The sequence below is a fragment of the Dermatophilaceae bacterium Soc4.6 genome (assembly GCA_039889245.1).
Classification (GTDB): Bacteria; Actinomycetota; Actinomycetes; order Actinomycetales; family Dermatophilaceae; genus Lapillicoccus.
The window spans coordinates 1475062-1496561 of the sequence record JAZGVH010000002.1; the positions used below are offsets into that span (position 1 = coordinate 1475062).

Here is a 21500-nt window from a genome sequence, read left to right on the forward strand (position 1 = left end):
GGACGAGACTGCCTCGAGTGGGGCTGGCTGCACCCCGTCAGGTCCGGCGCACCCGGATGGGGCCGACGGCGGTCGAGGGGTCGACCACCCTCCCCTGCTGGGTGATGACGACCTCGCCCGCCGCGACGAGCCGACGCGCGGCCCGGCGCGCCGGCTCCATCAGCGCGCGCCAGGTCTCGTGACCCGGCTCCTCACCGTCCCGCTCTCCGGCCACCGCCCGAGCCGCCTCCGACGGGCAGACCGTGGCCGCGCCAGCGCGCCCGGCGAGCAGGTGGAGCAGGCTGGCCTCGAGCTCCCGGTCGGTGGCGCTCACCCCGCGGCGGCGGCAGGCGTCGCTGCACCAGCGCACCGCATCCCAGTCCTTCGCCCAGGCCTTGCGCCACTCGATGCGGCGCCCGCACGAGGCACAGGTCTTCTCGTCGGGCTCGGCACCGACCTGCGGCCCCCGTTGACGTCCCACCCGACCAGCATGCCGCCCGCCTGCTCTCCCCACCACCCGCCCCGGTGCGCGTGGTCAGGCGCGCAGCCCGAAGCCGTAGGGGAACAGCGGGTCGTAGGCCTTGTCTCCCACGTTGATCGGCTCCTGGGCGAGGTCACGCGGCCAGCTCACGGGCAGCTTGCCGATGTAGGGCGCCCGGCCGAAGAGGTCGTCGGCCACGCCCTGACCCTCGCTGCCCGGGAGCCAGGCGGCGACCAGCGCGTCGACCTGCCCGAGCAGGTCGGGCGGGAGGATGACCGGCCGGCCCGAGACGGTGAGCACGGTGCACGTCGCGGCCTGGGCGCACACGGTGCGGATGGCCGCCGAGTCGGCGTCGGTCAGCGTCATCGTGTGCGGCGCGCCGAAGGTGGGGCCACCGACGTCGCCGAAGCCCTCGGCATACGGGGTCTCGCCGACGACGACCACACCGTTGGCACCGGGCGGCACGGCTGCCGAGGCGTCCTTGCTGTAGGTGACCAGGCCGGTCGCGGTCTTGCGGATGCCGTCGAGCACGGTGTCGCCGGGGATGACGTGCTGGCCCGACTGGCCCTGCCAGCTGAGCGTCCAGCCGCCGGCCTGGTTGCCCAGGTCGTCGGCGTTGCTACCGGCCACGTAGACCGGGGCGGTCGTGGACAGCGGCAGGGTGCGCTTCCTGTTCCTCAGCAGCACCTGCGACTCCTGCACCGCGCGCCGAGCCAGGGCCCGGTGGTCGGCGCTGCCGATCGTGGCGATGTTGGTGCGGTCGGTGTAGGGGTGCTCGAAGAGCCCGAGCTCCACCTTCTGCGTGAGGATGCGGGTCACGGCATCGTCGATCCGCCTCATCGGCACATCGCCCTGGCGCACCAGCGACTCGAGCGTGGAGATGAGCTCCTTCCACCCCACGGTGTCACCGCTGTAGGGCTCCATGAACATGTCCATCCCGGCGAGCACCGAGGTCTTGACCTGCTGGCGGTAGTCGCCCGGCAGCTGGTGGATCGCCCTCCAGTCCGAGATCGTGATGCCCGAGAAGCCGAGGTCGCCCTTGAGCACCCCCGTGAGCAGCTGCTTGTTGCCCGACATCTTGATCGGGTTGCCCAGCCCGTCACCCGTCCAGTCGACGCTGGAGAACGACGGCATGACCGCGCCCGCGTCGTAGGTCTGCACGGCCGGTTTGTAGGGCTCGAGCGCCAGCGCGTCCCACGTCGCCCGCGAGACCTCGTCGATGCCCTGGTCGATCGTGTAGTCGCCCTCGCCGGTGCCGAAGGTGGTCAGGCCGTCGCCACCGAAGTGCTTGGCCGTGGCGAGCACCCGGTCCGGCTGGTCGAGCTGGCCCGGCGTGCCCTGCAGACCGCGGATGGCGACGCTCATCTTCCTGGCCAGCGCCGGGTCCTCCCCGAAGGACTCGTAGGTGCGGCCCCAGCGGTCGTCGCGGGCGACGCAGACGCAGGCGGCGAAGGCCCAGTTCGGCCCGACGGCCCGGGTCTCGACCGCGGTGGTGTGCGCGACCTGCTCGACGAGGGCGGAGTCGCGGCTGGCGCCGAGGCCGATGTTGTGGGGGAAGACCGTGGCGCCGTAGAGGTTGTTGTTGCCGTGCACGGAGTCGACCCCGTAGAGCAGGGGGATGCCGAGGCGGGTGCGCAGCGCGGCCGCCTGGTAGCCGTCGACCATGTCGGCCCACCCGCTCGGGGTGTTGTCCGCCGGCACCGAGCCCCCGCCGGAGAGCAGGCTGCCCAGCGCATACGTGGTGATGAGGCCCCGGTCGGTGTCGACGTCCTGCCGCTCGGCCTGCGTCATCTGGCCGATCTTCTCGGCGAGGGTCATGCGCGAGAGCAAGTCGGCGACCCGGGTCGCGGCCGGCAGGGCGGCATTGCGGTATGCCACGTTGGCCGCGGGCGAGGCGGGACCGGTGGTGTTCGGTGGTGAGCTCGAGGCCGCGAGGGCCGGGCCGGTGGCCAGCCCTCCGGCGAGGGCGGCCGCGACGGCGGCAGCAAGCAGTGGTCGGCGGGGGTATGGCATCGGTGACATCCCTTGGTCGGCACCGTGCGCCCTCGTCGGCGCCCGGTTCGGGTGGCGCCACCGACAGCCGTGACTGAAGCGGTTCAGCGCCACCGCCAACCTAGGAGGGCCCACCTTCGGTGTCGACCCACGAAGGGTATGGGTTTGGCAAATTCTCACCGCGAGCTCTCAGTTGTTGCGCAAAACCTTCGCCGAGGACGGCGGGAGGGTCACGGTGGTCACCGTCGCGCCGTCCAGGGTCACGAACGGGCGCCCCAGCTCCTGAACGACCGTCGTCGTGCCGGGGTTGACGAGCACCCGTCCGCCGACGAAGCTGCGCTGGTAGAGGCCCTTGCGGTTGACCACGTAGGAGCCGCGGGCAGCGCCCAGCTCGGCCGCCGCCGCCCACTGCGGCTGGACCGACGTCGAGCGCAGGGCGATGTCGTAGAGGAAGACCCAGCGGGTCAGACCCCCGGCCCCCAGCAGGTAGGTGCCCATGGAGAACTCGTGCCACTGGTCCTTGGCTGCCTGGTCTGCGGTCGTCCAGGCCTTGGTCGTCAGCAGCAGGGTGCGACCGCGGGCCTCGGCGTCGAGCACCATGTCGAGGTTGGCCTGCCAGTCCGTCAGCGTCGGCGGCGGGTCGAGCGGGGCGCGGCCCGAGCGCAGGAACGTCTCGGCGATCATCCCGTCGGTGCCGTCGAGCAGCTGCGCGGTGCCACCCGCACCATCGGTCCCGAAGTAGCGGGGGCCGCCCCCGACGCTGTTGCCCCAGACCGGCAAGGGGGCGACAGCCGAGCGCACCGCGGCCCCGAGCGCGGTCGTGGCCGCCAGCCAGTCGGTGGGGGTCCACGCCAGGCCCGTGCGGGCGTCGATCGGCTGCCGGTCGGAGGCCTGGCCCGGGCCGAAGGGCCCGAGCACCGGCCCGGGGCCCATGATGTCGAAGAGACAGCCGTCGTATCCGCTCGACGCGTTCTGGTCCTCGCACTGGTGGGTGACCGTGCGCACCCAGCCAGGCTTGCGCGGGTCCATCATCCACGCCCCGTAGGACGAACGGACCTTGACCCCGTCGGGGCCGTAGACGAACCACGACGCGGGATAGACCGAGCCGAACGCGTGGTTGGCCTCGGTGGCGTTGAGGTAGGTGAGGATCGTCAGCGCGGGGTTGGCCTGGCGCATCCGCGCCAGATAGGGCGTGTAGATGGCGGGCTTGGCGACCAGCAGGTCGAATCCGCGGGCGTCGGCCAGCGCCTGCTCGGCGGTCACCGAGCTCTCCCGCGTCATGTACTGCGGGGCCCAGCTCCGAAAGACCGGTGGCCCTGCGGCGGAGGCGACCGACGGGACCGGCGCGAGACCCGTCACGCCGGCCACGGTGACGAGGGTCAGGACGGTGCCGAGGACCGCCCGCCAGCGGGCCCCGACCGGCCGATGGACCCTCGCAGCAGTGCGCATGCCCCCACGCTCGCACGCCCGTGACAACGCGACAAGGGCCACCGGCGACATCGCGCCTGCCCGGGCACCCCGGCCCCCGCTGCATGCCGGCCCGCCCTGCTCAGGGGGTCCGCAGGACCTTGCCCGAGTGGGGCGGGAGGGTCACGCTGGTGACCGTGGCGCCGTCGAGGGTGAGCAGGGGCCGACCCAGCGACTGCACGACGGTCGTCGTCCCCGGGTTGACCAGCACCCGGCCACCGACGAAGCTGCGCTGGTAGAGACCCCTCGGGTTGACGAAGTCCGACCCTCGGGGGCCACCGAGCGCGGCCGCCTCGGCCCACCACGGGTGACGAGCCATGACGTCGCCGAGCTCCTCGTAGAGGAAGACCCACCGGGTGCGCCCTCCGGCCGCGAGCAGGTAGGTGCTGAGCGAGAACTCGTGCACCTGGTCCTTCTGCCCGGGGGTGGCGTCCGTCCAGGCCTTCGTGGTGAGGAGCAGCTGAAGCCCTCTCGCCTCGGCGTCCTTGACCATGGCGACGTTGGCCTGCCACGTCGACAGGTCGGGCACCACGTCGATCGGGGCTCGGCCCGGGCGCAGGAAGCCCTCGGCGATCACGCTCCGGGCCGGCGTCAGCAGCTGCCGGGTGCCGTCGGTGCCACCGGTGGCGCTGGTGCCGAAGTAGCGCAGGCCGTCGCTGACGCCGTTGCCGTAGACCAGCTTCGGGGCCACGGCGGCCGCCATCACGTCGGCCAGGTGCGTGGTCGACGCCATCCAGTCGGTGGCGGTCCAGGGCCGCCCGGTGCGGGCGTCGACGGGCTCGCGGTCGACCTGGCCGGTCGCCCCGAAAGGGGCGGTGACGGGGGCGGGCCCCATGATGTCGAGGAGGCAGCCGTCGTAGCCCGAGGTGTCCAGGTTGCTGCGGCACTCGAGGACCCGGTTGTGGATCCACCCCTGCTTGCGCACGTCCATCATGTAGTTGGCGTACTTCGAGCGCACCTGCACGCCGGCCGAGTCCCTGACGTACCAGTCGGTGGGGTAGGCGGCGCCCTCGGTGGGCCGGGCCATCGTCGCGTTCGTGTAGGCCATGACCACGAGCGAGGGGTTCGCGGCCTTCATGGCCGGCAGGTAGGCGTCGTAGATGCCGGGCTTGGCCGCGATGACGCCGAACTCGGTCGCGTCGGCGACGGCCTGGGCCGAGGTGACCGGCCCCGTGCGCGACATGTACTGCGGTCCGTAGGTGTGGAAGACGGACGGGGCGGGGACCGCCTCCGATCGGCTCGACGCGCTCGGCGGCGCCGTGAGCGCGGGCGCGCTCACGGCCGACCCGACCAGGGCGGGCACCGACACGAGCGCTGTGACGAGCGTGGACAGGGCGCGACGACGCGCCGTCAGGGACCCCATACGCGAACCGTCGCACGGGCGGCCCGGGCGGGCAAGGGACAAAGTGACCTGAGCCTGTCGGTTGTCGCCCTTCCGTGGCACCATCGGCGACATGGTCAGGTCAGGGGTCGCCGTCGCCGTCGTCACGCTGCTCGGGGTGGGCGTCGGGCTCGCCTGCTCGTCCCCCGCCAGCGCCACCGGTGGTGCCGGCACCACCGCGGCGGCCTCGACGCCGCTCGCGCGGGCCGCTCTCCCGACCCACCCCAACGTGGTCTACATCGTGACGGACGACCAGACCTACCAGGCGCTCGACGCGGCGATGCCCTACCTCAGCTCGAAGCCCTACGGGCAGTGGGTCCGCTTCGACCAGGCCGTGGCCAGCGTGGCGAACTGCTGCCCGTCGCGCTCGTCCTTCCTCACCGGCCAGTTCGCCCACCACAACGGCGTCGTCGACAACGGCAACTGCGCTCGCTACCTCGACGACACGACCCTGCTCCCGGTGTGGATGCACGACGCCGGCTACCAGACCGCGCTCATCGGCAAGTACCTCAACAACTACCCCTGGGACCGCCCCGCCTCCTACGTGCCCCCGGGCTGGGACCGCTGGTTCGCCTACAACCCCCTCGCGTCGGCGAGTCTCACCAGGCAGGTCCTGATCAACGACCAGGGCACCTCGACGACCTTCCCCGCCGACAACAACCACAACGTCACGGACCTCTACGCCGCGCAGGCCGTCGACTTCGCCAGGACAGCCTCGGAGCCGTTCTTCCTCTACGCGTCCACGTCGGTGCCCCATCGGCCGTTCGACCGTCCGACCCGCTACGTCAACACCTACGCCGACGCGGTCGTGCCGCACCGACCGAGCTTCAACGAGACCGACGTGAGCGACAAGCCGCAATGGGTGCAGGACCTCCCGCTGCTGAACCCCCGCGAGCAGGCCCGCCAGGACATCGACCAGCGCAAGGAGTGGGAGTCGACCCGCACGGCCGACGACCTGGTCAAGGGCGTCGTCGAGACCCTCAAGACCCGTGGGGTGCTCAACCGGACGGTCATCGTCTTCACCTCCGACCACGGGCTCTCCTTCGGGGAGCACCGGTGGAAGGAGTCGAAGAACTGCGCCTACGAGGAGTGCATCCACGTGCCCCTGATGGTGCGCTACCCCGGCACGACCGCTGCGGCGGTCGACGACCACGTGGTCACCAACGTCGACCTGGGCACCACCATCGCCGCCCTCGGCAAGGCGACCCCGACCCGCCCCCAGGACGGCCGCTCGGCGGTCGGGCTGATGAGCGGCGCCTCCAGCGCCTGGACGGACGAGGCCCTGCTGCAGAAGCCGAGGCCCAGCCCGGGATCGGGCGGAGCCACCGGCGGGGGCGGTGAGGGCGGCGGGCCCGGTGCGACCAGCACGGGCCACCCCGTGTCGCAGTACTGGGGGCTGCGCACCGACCGCTACACCTATGTCGAGTACCCCACGACCGGCGAGCGAGAGCTCTACGACCTGCGAGCCGACCCCTACCAGCTCCAGAACGCCTACGGTCAGCCCGGCACCGAGGCGGTCACCGCGGCCCTCAGCACCCGCCTGCACCAGCTGGAGCAGTAGGCCGCTCAGCCCGCCAGGAACGACAGGCGCACCTGCCGGTCGGGGTTGTCGACGTTGAGGTCGACCAGGCAGATGCTCTGCCAGGTGCCCAGGGCCAGCCGACCGCCGAGCACGGGCACCGTCGCGTAGGGCGGCACGAGAGCAGGCAGCACGTGCGATCGCCCGTGGCCGCGCGAGCCGTGCCGGTGACCCCACCGGTCGTCGGCGGGGAGCAGGTCCCGCAGGGCGGCGAGCAGGTCGTCGTCGCTGCCGGCACCGGTCTCGATGACCGCGACGCCGGCCGTGGCGTGGGGGACGAAGACGTGCAGCAGGCCGTCTCCCTCGGGCCGCACGAAGGCGGCACACGCCGTGGTCAGGTCGTGGACGACCTCGGTGGCACCGGTGTGGACGTCGATCACGCTGCTACGCACGGGTGCCCAGCCCTGCCGTCGACGGGTCCCGGTCGACGGCAGCGGACGGGACAGCGTCCTGCCGATCGTGGGCCAGCGCGGCCCCCTCGACGTCGAGGTCCGGGAGCCACTGCAGCCACGAGGGGAACCACCAGGCCGCCCCACCGAGGATGGCGAGGGCGGCCGGCACCAGCACCATGCGCACGACGACCGCATCCACGAGCACCCCGACCGCGAGGGCGAAGGCCAGCGACTTGACCGTCAGGTCGTGACCCGAGGCAAAGCCGCCGAAGACCGACGACATGATGACGGCGGCCGCGACGACCACCGGCCCCGCGGCCCGGAACCCGTGGCGGACCGCCTCGAGCGGCTCGGCCCCGTGGGCGTGCGCCTCGTGCATGCGTGACACGAGGAACACCTGGTAGTCCATGGCCAGCCCGAAGAGGATGCCCACGATGATGATGGGCGCGAGGCTGAGCAGCGGGCCGGTCGACGCCGGCTGCAGCAGCGGGCGCAGCCACCCCCACTGGAAGACCGCGGTGGTCGCTCCGAGGGAGGCCCCGATCGTGAGCAGGAAGCCGAGCACGCCCGTGACCGGCACGAGCACCGAGCGGAAGACCAGCACGAGCAGCAGCAGCGCGAGACCGACGACGAGCACGAGGTAGACCGGCAGGGCCCGGCGCAGGCTCTCGGAGACGTCGACGTTGACCGCCGTGGCCCCGCTGACGTAGGCCGTCAGACCGGAGTCGGCCTTGACCTGGTCGCGGATCGCGTGGACGAGGTCCTCGGTCCGGGTGCTGTCGGGGGGCGAGGTGGGGATCACGGTGAGCAGCGCCGCCGTCCCGGCGGCGTTCGGCGTCGGTGGGGTCACCACGGCCACACCGGGCAGGCTCTTGACCTGACCTGCGAGGGTGGCCGCAGCGGCCGCGGCGCCCGTCCCGCCCGCTGCTGCGGCTCGGGTGCCAGCCGAGTCGACGAGCACGAGCAGCGGCCCGTTGACCCCGGGACCGAAGTGCGTGGCGATGATCGCCTCCGCGCGGGCCTGCGTCGACCCGTCGGCAGGGGTCGGCACGAGGGACGTCTTCAGCGACAGCACGGGCACCGACATCACGCCGAGGGCGACCAGGCCGAGCAGGAGGGAGGGCCAGCGGTGGCGGGTGACGACGTCGGCCCACCCGAGGATGAAGCCACGACCGCGCGGCAGCGTCGGGAGCGCCCCACCCCGGGACCCGGCGGCTGGCGTCGCCTCCACCGCAGAGACGGGCAGGGCCTCCCGCTCGCGTCGGGGCAGCACCCGCAGGCCCACGTAGCCGAGGGCGGCGGGCACGAGGGTCAGGGCGACGAGGACGGCGACGACCACGGTGCCCGCCGCCGCCAACCCCATCTGGGTGAGGAAGGGGATGCCCGAAACCGCCAGGCCGGACAGCGCGATGACCACGGTGGCCCCGGCCACGACGACCGCCGAGCCGGCCGTGCCCACGGCGAGCGCGACCGCCTCCGCGACGGGGCGCCCGGCCCGCAGCTCGGCGCGGTGCCGGGTGACGATGAAGAGGGCGTAGTCGATGCCCACCGCCAGCCCGAGCATCGTCGCGAGGATGGGGGTCGTCGACTGGAGGTCGGCGAAGCCGGTCGCGATGGTGACACCGAGCGCTCCGACGCCCACACCGACGAGGGCGGTGAGCAGGTTCATCCCCGCGGCGACGAGCGCGCCGTAGGTCAGGGCCAGCACGACCAGCGCCGCGACGACACCGACGACCTCGCCGACGCCACCGATGTCGACCGGGGCCCGGGTCGCCTCGCCGCTCACCTCGACGGAGAGGCCGCCGGTGCGGGCGTCCGCGACCACCGTCGTCAGCGCGTCGCGCTGCTGAGCGGTGATGTCGGGGGCCTTGGCGGCATACGTGACGGTGAGGTAGGTGGCCTGGCCATCGGGCGAGACCACCGGCCGGGCCGGGTCGAGCGGGTCGGCGACGGCGACCACTCCCGGCAGGGCCGTCAGCCGCGCGACCAGACCCGCCACCTGCGACGCCGAAGGCGCCGAGGTCACCTGGCTGCCACTGGGTGCGAGGACGGCGACCTGCGCCGAGGCACCTCCCGTGGAGCCGAAGCGGCTCTCGATGAGGCTCAGCGCGGTGGTCGACTCCTGCCCGGGGATGCTGAACGTGTTGCTCGTCGGGCCGCCCAACGTGGCGGCCCCGACACCCGCGCCGACGAGCACCAGGAGCCAGACGACCATGGTGAGGGCGCGGTGGTGGACCGTGGCGAGCCCGAGACGGTGCAGCACTGAGGACATGGGACTTCCCTGGGGTCGGAGGGGGGTGTCAGGCCTCGTTGCCTGGCGATGGGGAGAGCGTGGTGCGCGGGCGGTCGCGCTCAGGGGTGCCCGAGCGCGCGCATCGCGGCCTGGACGACGAGCGGCCTGGCCTGTCGGTGCTTCTCGAGCAGGAGCGTCGAGACGGCGAGGACGCCGAGGGCGCCCACGAGAGGGACCGCGCGAGCGGGGTCGTGCTCGACCGCGTCGTCGATGTCGAGGGTCACGTCGAGGGTCACGTCGGATGCGTCGGGGCCCGGAGCGGCGCCGAAGGCAGCGAGGAGCACGCGAGGAGCCTCCTGCAGCAGCGCGGCGTCGGGGTCGTCCTCGGGGAGCGTGAGCAGGCTGAACATCAGGCGGACGAGGCCCGGGCGGCGGGCGGCGACGTCGAGCACCGCGTCGACCACGGCCCGGTCACGCGCCTGCCCCAACGGGAGGGTCGACGCCGCGTCGAGGACGGTCGCGATCTGGGTGCGGAAGTCGGTGACAACCACCTCCCACAGGCCCTCCTTGCTCGAGAACCGGTGCAGCAGACCGGTCTTGCTGTAGCCGACCTCGTCGGCGATCACCTGCAGCGAGGTCTGACGGTATCCGTGGCGCGCGAAGAGCCGGGCAGCGGAGTCGACGATCTCGGCGTCGATCTCCTCACTCGTCATCCGGGGCACGTGACCAGCGTAACCCCGATGGACCGGATCGGTCCCTCATGGATCGATCCGGTCCGGGAACGTCAGCCGGCGCGCAGGTGCAGCGCCCGCCGCGGGCAGGTGGCAGCGGCCTCGCGGGCCCGGTCGAGGTGCTGCGCCCCGACCGGCCCGTGCACCAGCGGGTAGCCCCACTCGTCGAGGGTGATCAGCTCGGGCAGCAGCTCGGCGCACAGTCCCCGGGCCCGACACTGCGGCCAGTCGACCCGCAGCACCGGGTCGCTCACGCGTCCACCAAGTCTGGCTCGTGGTTCGCAACCTCGAGCGTGCACCAGCAGGAGCCGTCGAGATGGGCCTCCACCGCGTCGGGCAGGCCAGTGAGGAGCGACGCGACCATCCGGGCGGTGCCGTCGGGGTGGGCGCACGCTCCGCGACCGGTCACCAGACCCGTCAGCTCAGCGATCCGGTGCCTGGTGTCGGTGCCCTGGGCGAGGCGGGCCACCTCGTGGGCGAGGGCGGGAAGCCCGTTGCGGCACGGGCCGCACCGACCGGCGGACTCACCCGCGAGGTAGTCGGCGACCCGGTGCGTCTGCGCCACCGGGCACCCCCCGGGCCCGAGGGCGACGACCGCCCCCGCCCCGAGCCCGACCCCGATCCGGCGCAGGTCGGCAGTCGCCCACGTCAGCTCGCGCAGGTGCCGGGGATGGACCCACGAGCCGTGGTAGCCACCCAGCAGCACCGGCCCCGCGAGCTCGGCCCCGGTGAGCACCGCCCTGACGGGTGACCCGTGCCGGACCTCGACCACCCGCGCCTGCTGCGGTACCCCGTCGGCGCCCGGTGGGTGCGAGAGCGTCAGCAAGGTCGTGCCGGGCTCTCCCTCGACGCCGAGGGCGGCATACCGACCGGGGCCGACGCGCAGGAGCGCGGCCAGGTGGGCGAAGGACTCGGCATTGGACAGCAGCGTCGGCCGACCCCGCAGACCCTCGACGGCCTCGGGAGCCCACGAGGTGACCGGCAGGCCCGGCCGGCCGGACATCAGCTCGATCACGGCCCGCGACTGGCCCGAGACGTAGCCGGGAGCAGCGACATGGTGCACCCACCGGACACCTCGCTCGTCGCCCCCTCCCCGCTCGTCGAGGGCCTCGGTCAGAGCCTGGGTCGACAGCGGACGGTCGCTCGAGGTGACGACATGGATCTCGTTGGTCCCCAACGCTCTAGCCGCCGAGATCGCCCCGTCGAGCACCAGGTGCGGGGCAACCGCCAGCAGCACGGAGTCCTTGGCGCTGGCCGGCTCACCCTCGGCCGCGTTGACCACCACGACGGGTCGTCCGCGGCCCAGCCGTCTGCGCGCGGCGTGCGCGGTGGCCACCGCCTGCAGCTTGCGGACCAGCGGGAAGCCCGCGCCGCCGCGACCCCGCACGACGCCGTCACGCGCCGCGGCGACCAGCTGCTCGAGCGTCGCCGTCGGCACGGCACCCCACCGCGCGGTGTGGCTCGTGCGATCCCGCGGGTCGGTGGGCGACGACAGCAGCAGCGGGCCCGGGAGCACGTCGACGACCTGGATGGGGCGGATGGGCCGGAGATCCTGCATCCAGGCGGTCATGTGAGCTCTCCCGCTGCTGCGCGCCAGGGGTCCCCCGCAGGCGCGGATCCACCGCCGACGTGTCGGCGACGAGCCCGGAGGCCGCGACTCACCGCGACGCCCCGGGCGGCCGCGACGAGGCCCACGAGGGCGAGGCAGGCCAGGTCGGTCACGGCGAGCCACGAGCGCGAGGTGTCGGTGCCGATGCCGATGCCGTGCACGACGCCGAGCAGCCACGCGAGGTAGGCGCTGCGGTGCACCAGGACCCAGGCCCGGTGCGACACCCACCGCCGCGTCAGCGACGTGGCGACGAGCAGGGCCGACAGGTCGAGCGACAGCGCTCCCAGCCCGAGCCAGAGCGGCCGGTAGGTACCCCCGAAGGGGACGACGACCTGCCACCACCGGATGTCGACGAACTCGTCGACCACCGCGACGACGGCGTGCGCCAGCAGCAGCAGGACCGAGAGGGCCGAGAGGGTGCGGTGCAGGCCCTGGGTGACGAAGCGCGGCCACCAGGCGCTCGTCGCCCGACCAGTGGCGAGCACGCCGAGGACGGTCGTGAGCGTGAAGACGACCAGCAGCACCACGCCGGTGCCCCGGTTGAGGAACCAGAGCAGCGGTGAGGTCACGACGCGATCCCCCGGCCGTGCTCGACACCTGACGCCACCCACGCGGGGGTGCGCGCGACGGAGCCGGACCGGTCGACCAGGCGGGCGGCGACGCCCCGTTCGTCGAGCCACGGGAGGGCGTCGTCGCCGAGGACGACGGCTGCCGTGCTCGCGGTGTTGGCCGCGGCCGCTGTCTGCCCCAGCGCGGTCACGGTGCGCCAGGGCCCGGACGCCGGGGCGCCGGTGCGCGGGTCGAGCAGGTGGTGCCACTGCCGACCACCACGCCGCCAGCGCCGGGCCACGGTGCTCGAGGTAGCGAGCCCACCCCCGCGCAGGGTGAGGCGGGTCTGCACCCCTCCCGGCTCGAGGTCGGCGAGGGTCTCGCCCAGGACGAGGTCGTAGGCGGGCCCGCCCCACTCGTGCGGGGACCCCGCCACGCGCACGTCGCCCCCGACGCCCACGACGACCGGCACCCCGAACGCCTCCTCGACGGCGACCGCCGCCAGGTCGGCGGCGAACGCCTTGCCGGTGGCGCCGAGGTCGAGCCAGAGGCCGGCCGGCACCGACACCGTGGTGGCGGTGACCACGATCGCGGCCCAGCCGCCCTGACGCTGCGTCGAGTCGACCGCGGCCGGTTCGACGGGAGCGGCGACAGTGGCGGCCGGCAGCGTGGCCGGAGACTGGTCGTCGAGGGCCAGGCGCGTGAAGGTGCAGTCGTATCCCCCGGCGACCAGCAGCGCCCCGAGGGTCGGGTCGACCAGCCCGCCCGTCTCGTCCGCCGCCTCGAGGGCGACACGGACCGCCGCGAGGAGCACCGGGGACACCGCCACCGGGGTGCCCGCCGGCTCGAGGCGGTTGACCCAGGTGAGGTCGCTGTCCTCCCGGAAGCGGCTGCACGCGTGGTCGACCTCGTCGAGCACGTCGGCCACCAGTGCCGCCACCGGCGAGAGCGCGTCCGGGGTCGTGCGCACGTCGACGTAGGTGCCCAGCGCCCGCCAGGTGGCCGACCCGTGGGCGCGGTCGAGGACCGGCGCGCTCGCCGCCTCGGCGGTCGCCGGATGGGCGAGCGCGCGCGTGGGGCTCATGACCCCGTCGTCCTGACCGGGGGTGGAGGCGGGGGCGGGGGCGGGGGCGGGGGCGGCGGGGGCGGTGCAGCAGCCGGGGGGCGCGGGGCGGGCGCGGCGGGACGAGCGACGGGAGCGACGGGAGCGACGGGAGAGGCTCGGGGCACCCCGGCCGAGCGGGGTGCGGCCGCTCCGGTCACCGCCGGGGCATCCGACCTCGCGCTGGACGCGCCGCCGACCCGGGCCGATCCCGGCGCCGAGGCCCGGACGACGACCCGCGGCCCGACCACGGTGCGGACCGGGCGGGCCGACGTCACCACGACCGGGTTGGCGTCGGCCCAGCGCTGCAGCGCGGCCTGGTGCGCGGCCGCGGCGCGCGCCTGCGACGCCGCGGCCGCCTCCGTCTCCGTGGCCCGCTGTCGGGCGGTCTCCCGGGCCGCGGCGGCGGTCGCCACGCCGGTGCCGGCAGCAGCAGCGGCGGCGAGCGTGCCGCTGAGGAGGGCCAGCACGAGCTGGGACCGGTTGCGCTGACCGGTGCTGAGCAGGGACGGCACGTGACCACGACCTGTCGGTGGGATGGCGGGTCCAGGCGGACCCGGTCGACCCCAGCGTGGAGGCGGGGCGCCAAACCGGGCGTCATCCTGTGCTCAAGAGCAGGTTAACGACCCGTCGGGCCACGAGGACCAGCCGCCGCCGACTTAACCCGCTCTTGAGCGGGTGACGACCCCGGCTTGACCCCGGCGGCGCGACGATCGAGCCGCCGCCTCGCCGACGCCGGCCGTGCCCGTGCCCCACACCGCAGCCCCGGAGGTCTCATCGTGTCCCTCACCCGAGTCGTCGCGGGCGGCACCCTGCTCGGCACGGCGGCGGCCGTCGCCGTCTACGTCGCAGCCACCTCCGGCGGGGCGGCCGCCACCGCGGGCTCGCCGGTCGCCCCGACCACTCCCGTCGTGCGAGCCACCGTCCATCGGCTCGCCTCCTGCGCCCCGCCGGCGATCCTGCAGGGCCCGGAGTGCGTCGTCGTCCGTCCCGGCCCCACGGTGACCGTCACCCCCGCGTCCGCGCCGGTCCCGGTGGCGGGTGCACCGGCACCCGTCGCCCCGACGCGGGCCGCGACGGCCGCCCGCACGACCAGCCCGGCCGCGGCGCCCCGTCCCGCAGCCGAGCCGCAGACGGCGCGGCCACCGGTCGCCACGTCGCCCACCCCGTCGCCCACCCCCACCGGCGACGAGCACGACGGCGGCTACGTGGGCGGGCACGATGGGGGCGGCGACGGCGAGCACGACGGCAACAGCGCCCCCTAGCCGTGCGACCGAGGGGCCGGCGACCGCGCGCGACGGTCGCCGGCTGAGGGAGCCGCTCAGCCGCGACGCCCGAGCGGGATCGGCGGGAAGGGATCGTCATCGGCATACGGGCCCTGTTGCCGCACCGGGAGGGAGATCGTCACCCGCAGCCCCCCGAGGGACGACCGGTCGAGGTCGACCCGCCCACCGGCGGCCTGGGCGATCCGGTGCACGATGTCGAGGCCCAGTCCGGTCGAGCCGGCGTCACTGTGACCGCGCCCCCGCCACGGGGTGACGAGTCCCGGACCGCCGTCCTCGACGACGACGACGACGTCGGAGCTTTGCCCGCCCTGCGTCACCGCGACCCGCACCGGCGTGCCCTCCGGGGTGTGGGCGAAGACGTTGTCGAGCAGGGTGTCCACCAGCTCGCGCAGGTCACCGACCGCCAGGAGCGCGGCACCCTCACCGCCGCCACCGAGGTCGAGGTCGAGGCGGCGCGACTGGTCCTCGGCGAGCGCCGCCCAGAAGGCGATCCGCTCGGCGACGACCGGCGCCACGACCGTCGTCACCGGGATCCCGTCGACCACGCCGCGACGGGCCTCGCGCACCACGACGTCGATGCTGCGCTGCAGGTGGTCGACGTGGGCTCGCAACCGGTCGCGGACGTCGGCGTCGGTCACCAGGTCGGCATCGAGCCGCAACGCGGTGACGGGCGTGCGCAGCCGGTGACCGAGGTCGGCCACCTGCTCGCGCTCCTCGCCGACCAGCTCGTGGATGCGGTCGGCCAGCGCGTTGAGGGCGCGCCCCAGCTCGGCCGTCTCGGGCGGCCCGCCCGGCACGGCGCGCGCGGCCACGTCGCCCTCGCGCAGGCGGTGGGCGACCCGGGCGACCTCGGTCACCGGCACGCTGATGAACCGGCCCATCCGCAGGGCGACCACCACCGACATGGCGACGAGCACGAGACCCAGGGCGGCCAGCAGGGCCCAGGCCCGCGAGACGCCGGAGTGGACCTCGTCGTCCGACACGCTCGCCACGACCACGGACACCCCCGTGGCCGACCCGACCGCCACCAGCGAGGCGATCCCCCCGTCGGCCGGGGCGGTGAAGGCGCTGAGCTCGGCTCGCGCGCGCTGCACCAGCGAGGCCGCCGAGGGGGAGATCACGGCACTCCCGAGCACCGTTCCGTCCGCACGGACGACCGCGACGTGCGGTCCCCGCGCATCGAGGTCGGCGACCGCGCGGGCGAGCACGGTCTCGTTGTCGAAGGTGGCCAGCATGGTCGCGACGTGCTGCGCCTGCTCGTGCGCCCGGGTGGTTGCCCGGTCCCGGGCGAGGCTCGCCACGAGGAAGCACAGCGGCAGGATGAGGGCCACGACCACCGCCGAGGTGGTTGCCGCCACGAGGAGCGCGATCCGTCGGGGCATCAGCCCGCCTCCGGCGGCGGAGGGGTGCTGCACGGGGCGTCGACGACGGGGGCCGCGAGACGCACCCCGACCCCCCGCACGCTGTGGAGGTAGACCGGCTGAGCGGCGGTCTCCCCCAGCTTGCGCCGCAGCCACGACAGGTGGACGTCGACGGTGCGCTCGCCGCCGCCGTAGGGCTGGTTCCACACCTCGGCCAGGATGTCGCGCTTGGTGACGACCTCGCCCTCGCGCCGCGCCAGCAGCTCGAGCAGGTCGAACTCGCGACGCGACAGCTCCACCGTCACGTCGCGCATCACGACCACGCGCCGCGCCGGGTCGATCACGAGGTCGCCGACCCGCAGAGGCAGCTCGCTCCCCCCCGTGGCCGAGCGACGCAGGACGGCCCGGATCCTCGCCTCGAGGTGGTCCATGCCGAAGGGCTTGACCACGTAGTCGTCGGCCCCCGCGTCGAGGGCCTTGACGATCGAGGGGTCGTCGTCCCGGGCGGTGACCACGACGACCGGCACGTGCTGCACCGCCCGCAGCATCGTCAGCACGCTGAAGCCGTCGACGTCGGGCAGCCCCAGGTCGAGCAGCACGAGGTCCGGCCGCTCGTCGAGCGCCGTCTGCAGGCCGCTCATCCCCGTCGACGCGCTCGACACGGCGTGCCCCCGGTCCGTGAGGGCCCGGATGAGGGCCGTCCGGATCGCTGGGTCGTCCTCGATGACCAGCACGTGTGTCACAGTGGGAACCGTAGAGCAGGAGGGTGTGCGCGGTGATGAGAACGTCGCGTAGTCAGCTCGTCGTCATCGCGCTCGGATGGATCGGCGTGGTCGTGATCGCGTCTGCCCTGACCTTCGCGGCCGTGAGCAGCGCCAGCCGCGGCCTCGGCCAGCCGCTCGCCGGACCCGGCGTGGTGGGGCACCGGAGGTCGGCAGCCACGGCGCTGGACGCCGTTGCTCGGCAACCGTCCTCGACGACAGGGTCGTCCGCCACGTCGGCGTCCTCGGCGTCGCCGACCACCGTCCGGCCGAGCGGCCCGTCGGCCCCCGTCGCGTCCTCCTCCCCTGCGCCGGTGCCGCAGCTGCCCGCCGGAGCGGGGGCGCCCGCACCCCGATCGCCCGCCGTGTCCCCGCGCACGCCGTCACCCCGCCCGCCGCCCGGCCCCGCCCCCGGGCCGACCTCGCCCCCCTCCAGCCCTCCCCGCACCACGAGCACCCCGTCCCGCTCGGCCTCGTTCCAGACCGATGGCGGCACCGTCACCGCCACGTGCCGGGGCAGCGTGCTGAGCGTGAGGTCCATCGTCCCCCTGAATGGCTGGCACTTCCGGCAGGCGGCCGAGGACGACCACCTCGACGCCACCTTCATCAGTGGGGACAACGAGATCGAGCTCACGGTCGCCTGCGTCCACGGCACACCGAGCCAGGTCAGCTAGCCTCGCCGTGACCGACGCCGGATACCGGCCGTCGGACGCCTGACCCCGATCCCAATCCCGATGCCGACCCCGATGCCGAGGAGCCACGTGCACGTCGATGCCATGGTCGACCCGCACGCGCCGGGCGCCGGCGACTTCGCACGGGGCGCGGAGGCGCTGGGTGTGCGGGCCCTGTGGGTACCGGAGACCTGGGGCTACGACGCCCTCACCGGTCTCGGCTTCCTCGCCGCTCAGACCACCCGCATCGGCCTCGGCACCTTCGTCGTGCAGCTCGGCTCGCGCACCCCGGCACTGCTGGCGACGTCGGCCCTGTCGCTGCAGCACCTGTCGGGCGGTCGCTTCCGCCTGGGGGTCGGGGTGTCGGGACCCGCCGTCATGGAGGGGTGGCACGGGGTGCGCTTCCACAAGCCGGTGCAGACCACCCGCGAGACGATCGAGATCCTGCGCACCGTCAGCCGGGGAGACCGGCTCGTCCACGACGGAGAGGTCTTCTCCCTGCCGCTGCCGGACAGCCGTGGCCGGGCACTGCGTCCGGCGCTCGAGCCGGGTCACGTACCCGTCTACGTCGCGGCGCTGGGGCCGGCCAACCTGCGGCTCACCGGTGAAGTGGCCGACGGGTGGCTCGGCAACGCGTTCGTTCCCGAGGCGGCCGAGGTGTTCCTCCGTCCCCTGCGCGAGGGCGCGGCGTCGGCCGGTCGCATGCTGGCCGACCTCGACCTGGTCGCGCCGGTCGCGGTCGAGGTCGCCACCGACGAGGCCGACTCCGCTCGTCGCGGCCGACGGCACGCTGACGGCTACGCCTTCACCATCGGGGCCATGGGCACCGGTGGCGCCAACTTCTACGCGCAGGCGTTCTCCCGCCTGGGGTTCGCCGACGAGGTCGACACGGTGGCCCGGCTGTGGCAGGCCGGCGACCGGGAGGCCGCAGCGCGCGCTGTCCCTCTGGAGATCGGCACGCACACCAACCTCGTCGGCACCCCCGAGCAGCTCGCCGCCCGGGTCGCCGCCTACCGCGAGGCGGGCATCACGACCCTGCTGGCCAAGCTCGAGGGGTCACCCGAGGCCCGTCTAGCCACCCTGTCGACGCTCGTCGCCCTCGTCGCCGACGGCGACCCCCACGGCTGACCCCCGACGCTCCATACGACGTCCTGCCCCCGGAAGAAGGCGCACCGATGCTCTACCGCGACTCCCCGACCATCGAGGTCACCCTGACGGTGCCGGCCACGCCGCATGACGTATGGAGCCTCGTCACCGACATCGGCTTCCCGGTGCGGCACTCGACCGAGCTGCAGGCGGTGCAGTGGCTGGGCGACTCCGACGGAGTGCGCGTGGGCGCCCGGTTCAGGGGGACCAGCTCGCACCCGGCCACCGGCGAGTGGTCGACGGAGTGCCTGGTCACTGAGGTGGACCCGCCGCGGCGGTGGGTGTGGCAGGTGTGCGGGAGCGACGACGACCCAGTCGCCACCTGGGCCTTCGAGGTCGAGCCCGCGCGCGACGGGGTCCTCGTGCGCCAGTGGGCCCGGATGGGACCGGGCCCGTCGGGCCTGACCCCCGCCATCCGCGCATCTCCCGAGAAGGAGGCCCGCATCGTCGCCCGCCGGCTGGAGCAGTGGCGCACGTCGATGACCGCGAACCTCGAGGGGTTGCGGCAGGATCTGCAGCGGTCGTGACCTGCCGCGCCGACACGGCCGCGCTCTCCACCCGCGGGCTGACGCAGGTTCACCGGTGGACGAACTACCCTCGGTGACCATGGCCTGTGGGACGATGCTGCGTCGAGTACGCCGAGTGACAGGGGGACGACCGTGAGGGTCGCGCACGTCACGGACTTCTACCTGCCCCGGCTCGGCGGCATCGAGATGCACGTCGCCGACCTCACCCAGCGGCAGCAGCACCGTGGTCACGACGTGCACGTCATCACGAGCTCGCCCGCCGTCGGTGAGTGCCCCCGCGGGTCGTCCGTGCCGGTGCACCGGGTCACCGAGCGCTTCAGCCGGGCGCACGCCCTGCACCCGCTCTCGGTCCGTGAGGGGATCGCCGCGCTCGAGCGCCTGAGCCCGGACGTGGTCCACGCCCACCTCGGTGTGGCCTCGCCGCTGGCCTTCTTCGTCGCGCGCGCCGCCGCCCAGCGGGGCATCCCGACGGTGGTCACGGTGCACTCGATGTGGGCGGGGGTGCGGCCCATCATGCGCACCATGGACTTCCTCGGCCGCTGGTCCCGGCTGCCCATCCTGTGGACGGCCGTCAGCCGCGCCGCGGCCGGGCCCGTCGCGGCGGTGCTGCCCGCGAGCACCACCATCCACGTGCTGGCCAACGGCATCGACCAGGACCAGTGGCGGCTGGCCTCGCCGACACCCGCACCCGACGACGAGCTGGTGCTCGCGGCCGTGATGCGACTGGCCCGGCGCAAGCGGCCGATGGCGCTGCTGGCCATCGTCCGCGACGCCCAGGCCGAGCTCGAGCGCCTCGGCGACCCCACCCGGCTGCGGCTGCTCGTGGCCGGCGACGGGCCCCGGCAGGGTGCGATGACGACCTGGCTGTCACGGCACCGGATGACGGCCACCGTCGACCTGCTCGGCCGGGTCGACCGACACACCGTGCACGACGACGTGCTGGGGCGGGCGCACGCGTTCCTCGCTCCGGCCGACCTCGAGTCCTTCGGGATCGCGGCGCTCGAGGCGCGCTGCGCCGGCCTCCCGGTCCTGGCCAAGTCGGGCGGCGGGATGGGCGAGTTCATCCGCCACGAGGCCGAGGGTCTCCTCTGCGACACCGACGCCGACATGTCGGCGTCCATCGTGCGTCTGGTGCGCGAACCCGGGCTCCGCGCGCGCATCGCGCGGCACAACCGCGAGGCGACCTGTTCCGTCGCCTGGGGGTCGCTGCTGCTCGCGACCGAGGCGGCCTACGACCTCGCCACGCGACAGGCGCGCGAGGGCCGGCAGATCGCCGACGCCGACCTGCGCGTGCCGCTGGTGCGGTGAGACTCCTCCTCGTCGTCCTCGCCTCCCTGGGCGCGGCTGGCTTCTTCTCGCTCGCGACCGCCCTGAAGCACCGCAGTGCGGGCACGATGCCCTCGATGGAGCGGCTCTCTCCCTCCGCCGTCGGCGCCTTCGCGCTGGCGACCCTGCGCCACCCGCTGTGGCTGGCCGGCATCGGCGCCGACGTCGGCGGGCTGGGCCTGCAGATCACCGCCCTCCACCTCGGTGCCCTGTCACTGGTGCAGCCGCTGCTGGTCAGCGCCGTGCTCTTCTCGCTCGTGGTGGCCCACCGCATCGCCGGCACGCGCATGGCCCGGCGCGAGGTGGGCTACGCCGGGCTGCTCGTGCTCGCGGTCGCGGGGTTCCTCGCGGTCTCCGGAGCCCTCGGGGTGCACGAGGGGCGGCCCTACGTGGGCTCGACGATCATCGCCAGCATCGTCGTCGTCGTGCTCGTGGTGGTCTGCGTCGGGATGGCGCGTCGACTGCGCACGGCGGCGGCAGGCCGGTGGAGCGCCGCCCTGATGGGCCTCGCGGCCGGCATCATCTACGCCTGCACGGCAGCCCTGATCAAGTCGTGCGCCCACGTCGTCGCCACCGAGGGCCTGCTCTCGCTGCTGACCGCCTGGCAGCTCTACGTGCTCGTCACCGCCGGTGCGATGGGCCTCTTCTTCGCCCAGATGGCCTTCCAGGCGGGGCCGCTGGCCGCGAGCCTGCCCGCGACGGCGAGCGTCGACCCCCTCGCCAGCGTCTGCCTCGCCCTCGCGGTCTTCCACGAGAAGCTCAACCACGACCCGCTGTCGGTCACCCTCAGCCTGCTGACGCTCGTCATGATGCTCTTCACCGTCACGCAGCTCAGTCTCGTGCGGGCCCACCTCCAGACGGAGACGATCACCACCGGCTCGGCCTCCGCCCCCCACGCGCGCCGGTCGTCCGAGGCGTCCTGACGGG

The 21500-nt window shown here is 74.1% G+C and carries 22 protein-coding genes; 7 read left to right on the forward strand and 15 right to left on the reverse strand.

What is annotated here, in order from left to right; genetic code table 11:
• Positions 1-37: 37 nt before the first annotated feature.
• The 4 genes from V3N99_06760 to V3N99_06775 all read right to left on the reverse strand — a co-directional run bounded on the left by V3N99_06760 (position 38) and on the right by V3N99_06775 (position 5282).
• Complete coding sequence (locus V3N99_06760; protein MEO3936445.1) at positions 38-460, reverse strand: DUF2256 and DUF3253 domain-containing protein; 423 nt, start codon at positions 458-460, stop codon at positions 38-40.
• A gap of 54 nt (positions 461-514) precedes the next feature.
• Positions 515-2473, reverse strand: coding sequence for a glycoside hydrolase family 3 protein (locus tag V3N99_06765; GenBank protein ID MEO3936446.1), 1959 nt, complete (start codon positions 2471-2473; stop codon positions 515-517).
• A 168-nt stretch (positions 2474-2641) separates the two neighbouring features.
• Positions 2642-3901 carry a putative glycoside hydrolase gene (locus V3N99_06770; protein ID MEO3936447.1) on the reverse strand — a complete coding sequence of 420 codons (1260 nt, stop codon included), beginning with the start codon at positions 3899-3901 and terminating at the stop codon, positions 2642-2644.
• Positions 3902-4001: 100 nt separating this feature from the next.
• A complete protein-coding gene (locus V3N99_06775; GenBank protein ID MEO3936448.1) occupies positions 4002-5282 on the reverse strand; it encodes a putative glycoside hydrolase in 1281 nt (426 codons plus the stop codon).
• A 91-nt stretch (positions 5283-5373) separates the two neighbouring features.
• Between V3N99_06775 and V3N99_06780 the strand changes: the two genes are divergently transcribed.
• Positions 5374-6861: a sulfatase gene (locus tag V3N99_06780; protein MEO3936449.1), complete on the forward strand. Its 1488-nt coding sequence runs from the start codon at positions 5374-5376 to the stop codon at positions 6859-6861.
• 5 nt (positions 6862-6866) lie between these two features.
• Here the strand turns inward: V3N99_06780 and V3N99_06785 are convergent, their stop codons facing one another.
• The 8 genes from V3N99_06785 to V3N99_06820 form a co-directional block, all read right to left on the reverse strand.
• Complete coding sequence (locus tag V3N99_06785; protein ID MEO3936450.1) at positions 6867-7259, reverse strand: YjbQ family protein; 393 nt, start codon at positions 7257-7259, stop codon at positions 6867-6869.
• A 4-nt stretch (positions 7260-7263) separates the two neighbouring features.
• A complete protein-coding gene (locus tag V3N99_06790; protein MEO3936451.1) occupies positions 7264-9543 on the reverse strand; it encodes an MMPL family transporter in 2280 nt (759 codons plus the stop codon).
• Positions 9544-9623: 80 nt separating this feature from the next.
• Positions 9624-10217 (reverse strand): helix-turn-helix domain-containing protein, encoded by a 594-nt coding sequence (locus V3N99_06795; GenBank protein ID MEO3936452.1) that lies wholly within the window; start codon positions 10215-10217, stop codon positions 9624-9626.
• Positions 10218-10288: 71 nt separating this feature from the next.
• Complete coding sequence (locus V3N99_06800; GenBank protein ID MEO3936453.1) at positions 10289-10489, reverse strand: ferredoxin; 201 nt, start codon at positions 10487-10489, stop codon at positions 10289-10291.
• Entirely contained in the window at positions 10486-11805 is a 1320-nt protein-coding gene (locus V3N99_06805; protein MEO3936454.1) for an NADH-ubiquinone oxidoreductase-F iron-sulfur binding region domain-containing protein, read from the reverse strand. Before V3N99_06805 ends, V3N99_06800 begins: the two co-directional genes overlap by 4 nt.
• On the reverse strand, positions 11802-12413 hold the full coding sequence (locus V3N99_06810) for a ferric reductase (GenBank protein ID MEO3936455.1): 612 nt from the start codon (positions 12411-12413) through the stop codon (positions 11802-11804). Before V3N99_06810 ends, V3N99_06805 begins: the two co-directional genes overlap by 4 nt.
• Positions 12410-13477 (reverse strand): FAD:protein FMN transferase, encoded by a 1068-nt coding sequence (locus V3N99_06815; GenBank protein ID MEO3936456.1) that lies wholly within the window; start codon positions 13475-13477, stop codon positions 12410-12412. The genes V3N99_06810 and V3N99_06815 overlap by 4 nt, the downstream gene beginning before the upstream one ends.
• The gene (locus V3N99_06820) at positions 13474-14010 is read right to left on the reverse strand and encodes a hypothetical protein (protein ID MEO3936457.1); all 537 of its coding nucleotides are present in this window, start codon (positions 14008-14010) and stop codon (positions 13474-13476) included. Before V3N99_06820 ends, V3N99_06815 begins: the two co-directional genes overlap by 4 nt.
• A 264-nt stretch (positions 14011-14274) precedes the next feature.
• On the opposite strand from V3N99_06820, the gene V3N99_06825 reads away from it, so the two are divergent.
• Entirely contained in the window at positions 14275-14760 is a 486-nt protein-coding gene (locus V3N99_06825) for a hypothetical protein (GenBank protein MEO3936458.1), read from the forward strand.
• Positions 14761-14816: 56 nt separating this feature from the next.
• Here the strand turns inward: V3N99_06825 and V3N99_06830 are convergent, their stop codons facing one another.
• From V3N99_06830 to V3N99_06840, 3 genes are read right to left on the reverse strand one after another with little or no spacing between them, the layout of a single operon-like run.
• On the reverse strand, positions 14817-16163 hold the full coding sequence (locus V3N99_06830; GenBank protein MEO3936459.1) for a HAMP domain-containing sensor histidine kinase: 1347 nt from the start codon (positions 16161-16163) through the stop codon (positions 14817-14819).
• Positions 16163-16885, reverse strand: coding sequence for a response regulator transcription factor (locus V3N99_06835; GenBank protein ID MEO3936460.1), 723 nt, complete (start codon positions 16883-16885; stop codon positions 16163-16165). Before V3N99_06835 ends, V3N99_06830 begins: the two co-directional genes overlap by 1 nt.
• 52 nt (positions 16886-16937) lie before the next feature.
• Positions 16938-17444 (reverse strand): hypothetical protein, encoded by a 507-nt coding sequence (locus tag V3N99_06840; GenBank protein ID MEO3936461.1) that lies wholly within the window; start codon positions 17442-17444, stop codon positions 16938-16940.
• On the opposite strand from V3N99_06840, the gene V3N99_06845 reads away from it, so the two are divergent.
• From V3N99_06845 to V3N99_06865, 5 genes are all read left to right on the forward strand, one after another.
• Positions 17434-17577 (forward strand): hypothetical protein, encoded by a 144-nt coding sequence (locus V3N99_06845; GenBank protein ID MEO3936462.1) that lies wholly within the window; start codon positions 17434-17436, stop codon positions 17575-17577. The genes V3N99_06840 and V3N99_06845 overlap by 11 nt on opposite strands.
• A gap of 87 nt (positions 17578-17664) precedes the next feature.
• On the forward strand, positions 17665-18702 hold the full coding sequence (locus V3N99_06850) for an LLM class flavin-dependent oxidoreductase (GenBank protein ID MEO3936463.1): 1038 nt from the start codon (positions 17665-17667) through the stop codon (positions 18700-18702).
• Between the two features lie 47 nt (positions 18703-18749).
• Entirely contained in the window at positions 18750-19247 is a 498-nt protein-coding gene (locus V3N99_06855) for an SRPBCC family protein (GenBank protein MEO3936464.1), read from the forward strand.
• A gap of 132 nt (positions 19248-19379) precedes the next feature.
• Positions 19380-20555, forward strand: coding sequence for a glycosyltransferase family 4 protein (locus V3N99_06860; GenBank protein MEO3936465.1), 1176 nt, complete (start codon positions 19380-19382; stop codon positions 20553-20555).
• A complete protein-coding gene (locus V3N99_06865) occupies positions 20552-21496 on the forward strand; it encodes a DMT family transporter (GenBank protein ID MEO3936466.1) in 945 nt (314 codons plus the stop codon). Before V3N99_06860 ends, V3N99_06865 begins: the two co-directional genes overlap by 4 nt.
• The last annotated feature ends 4 nt before the right edge of the window (positions 21497-21500 follow it).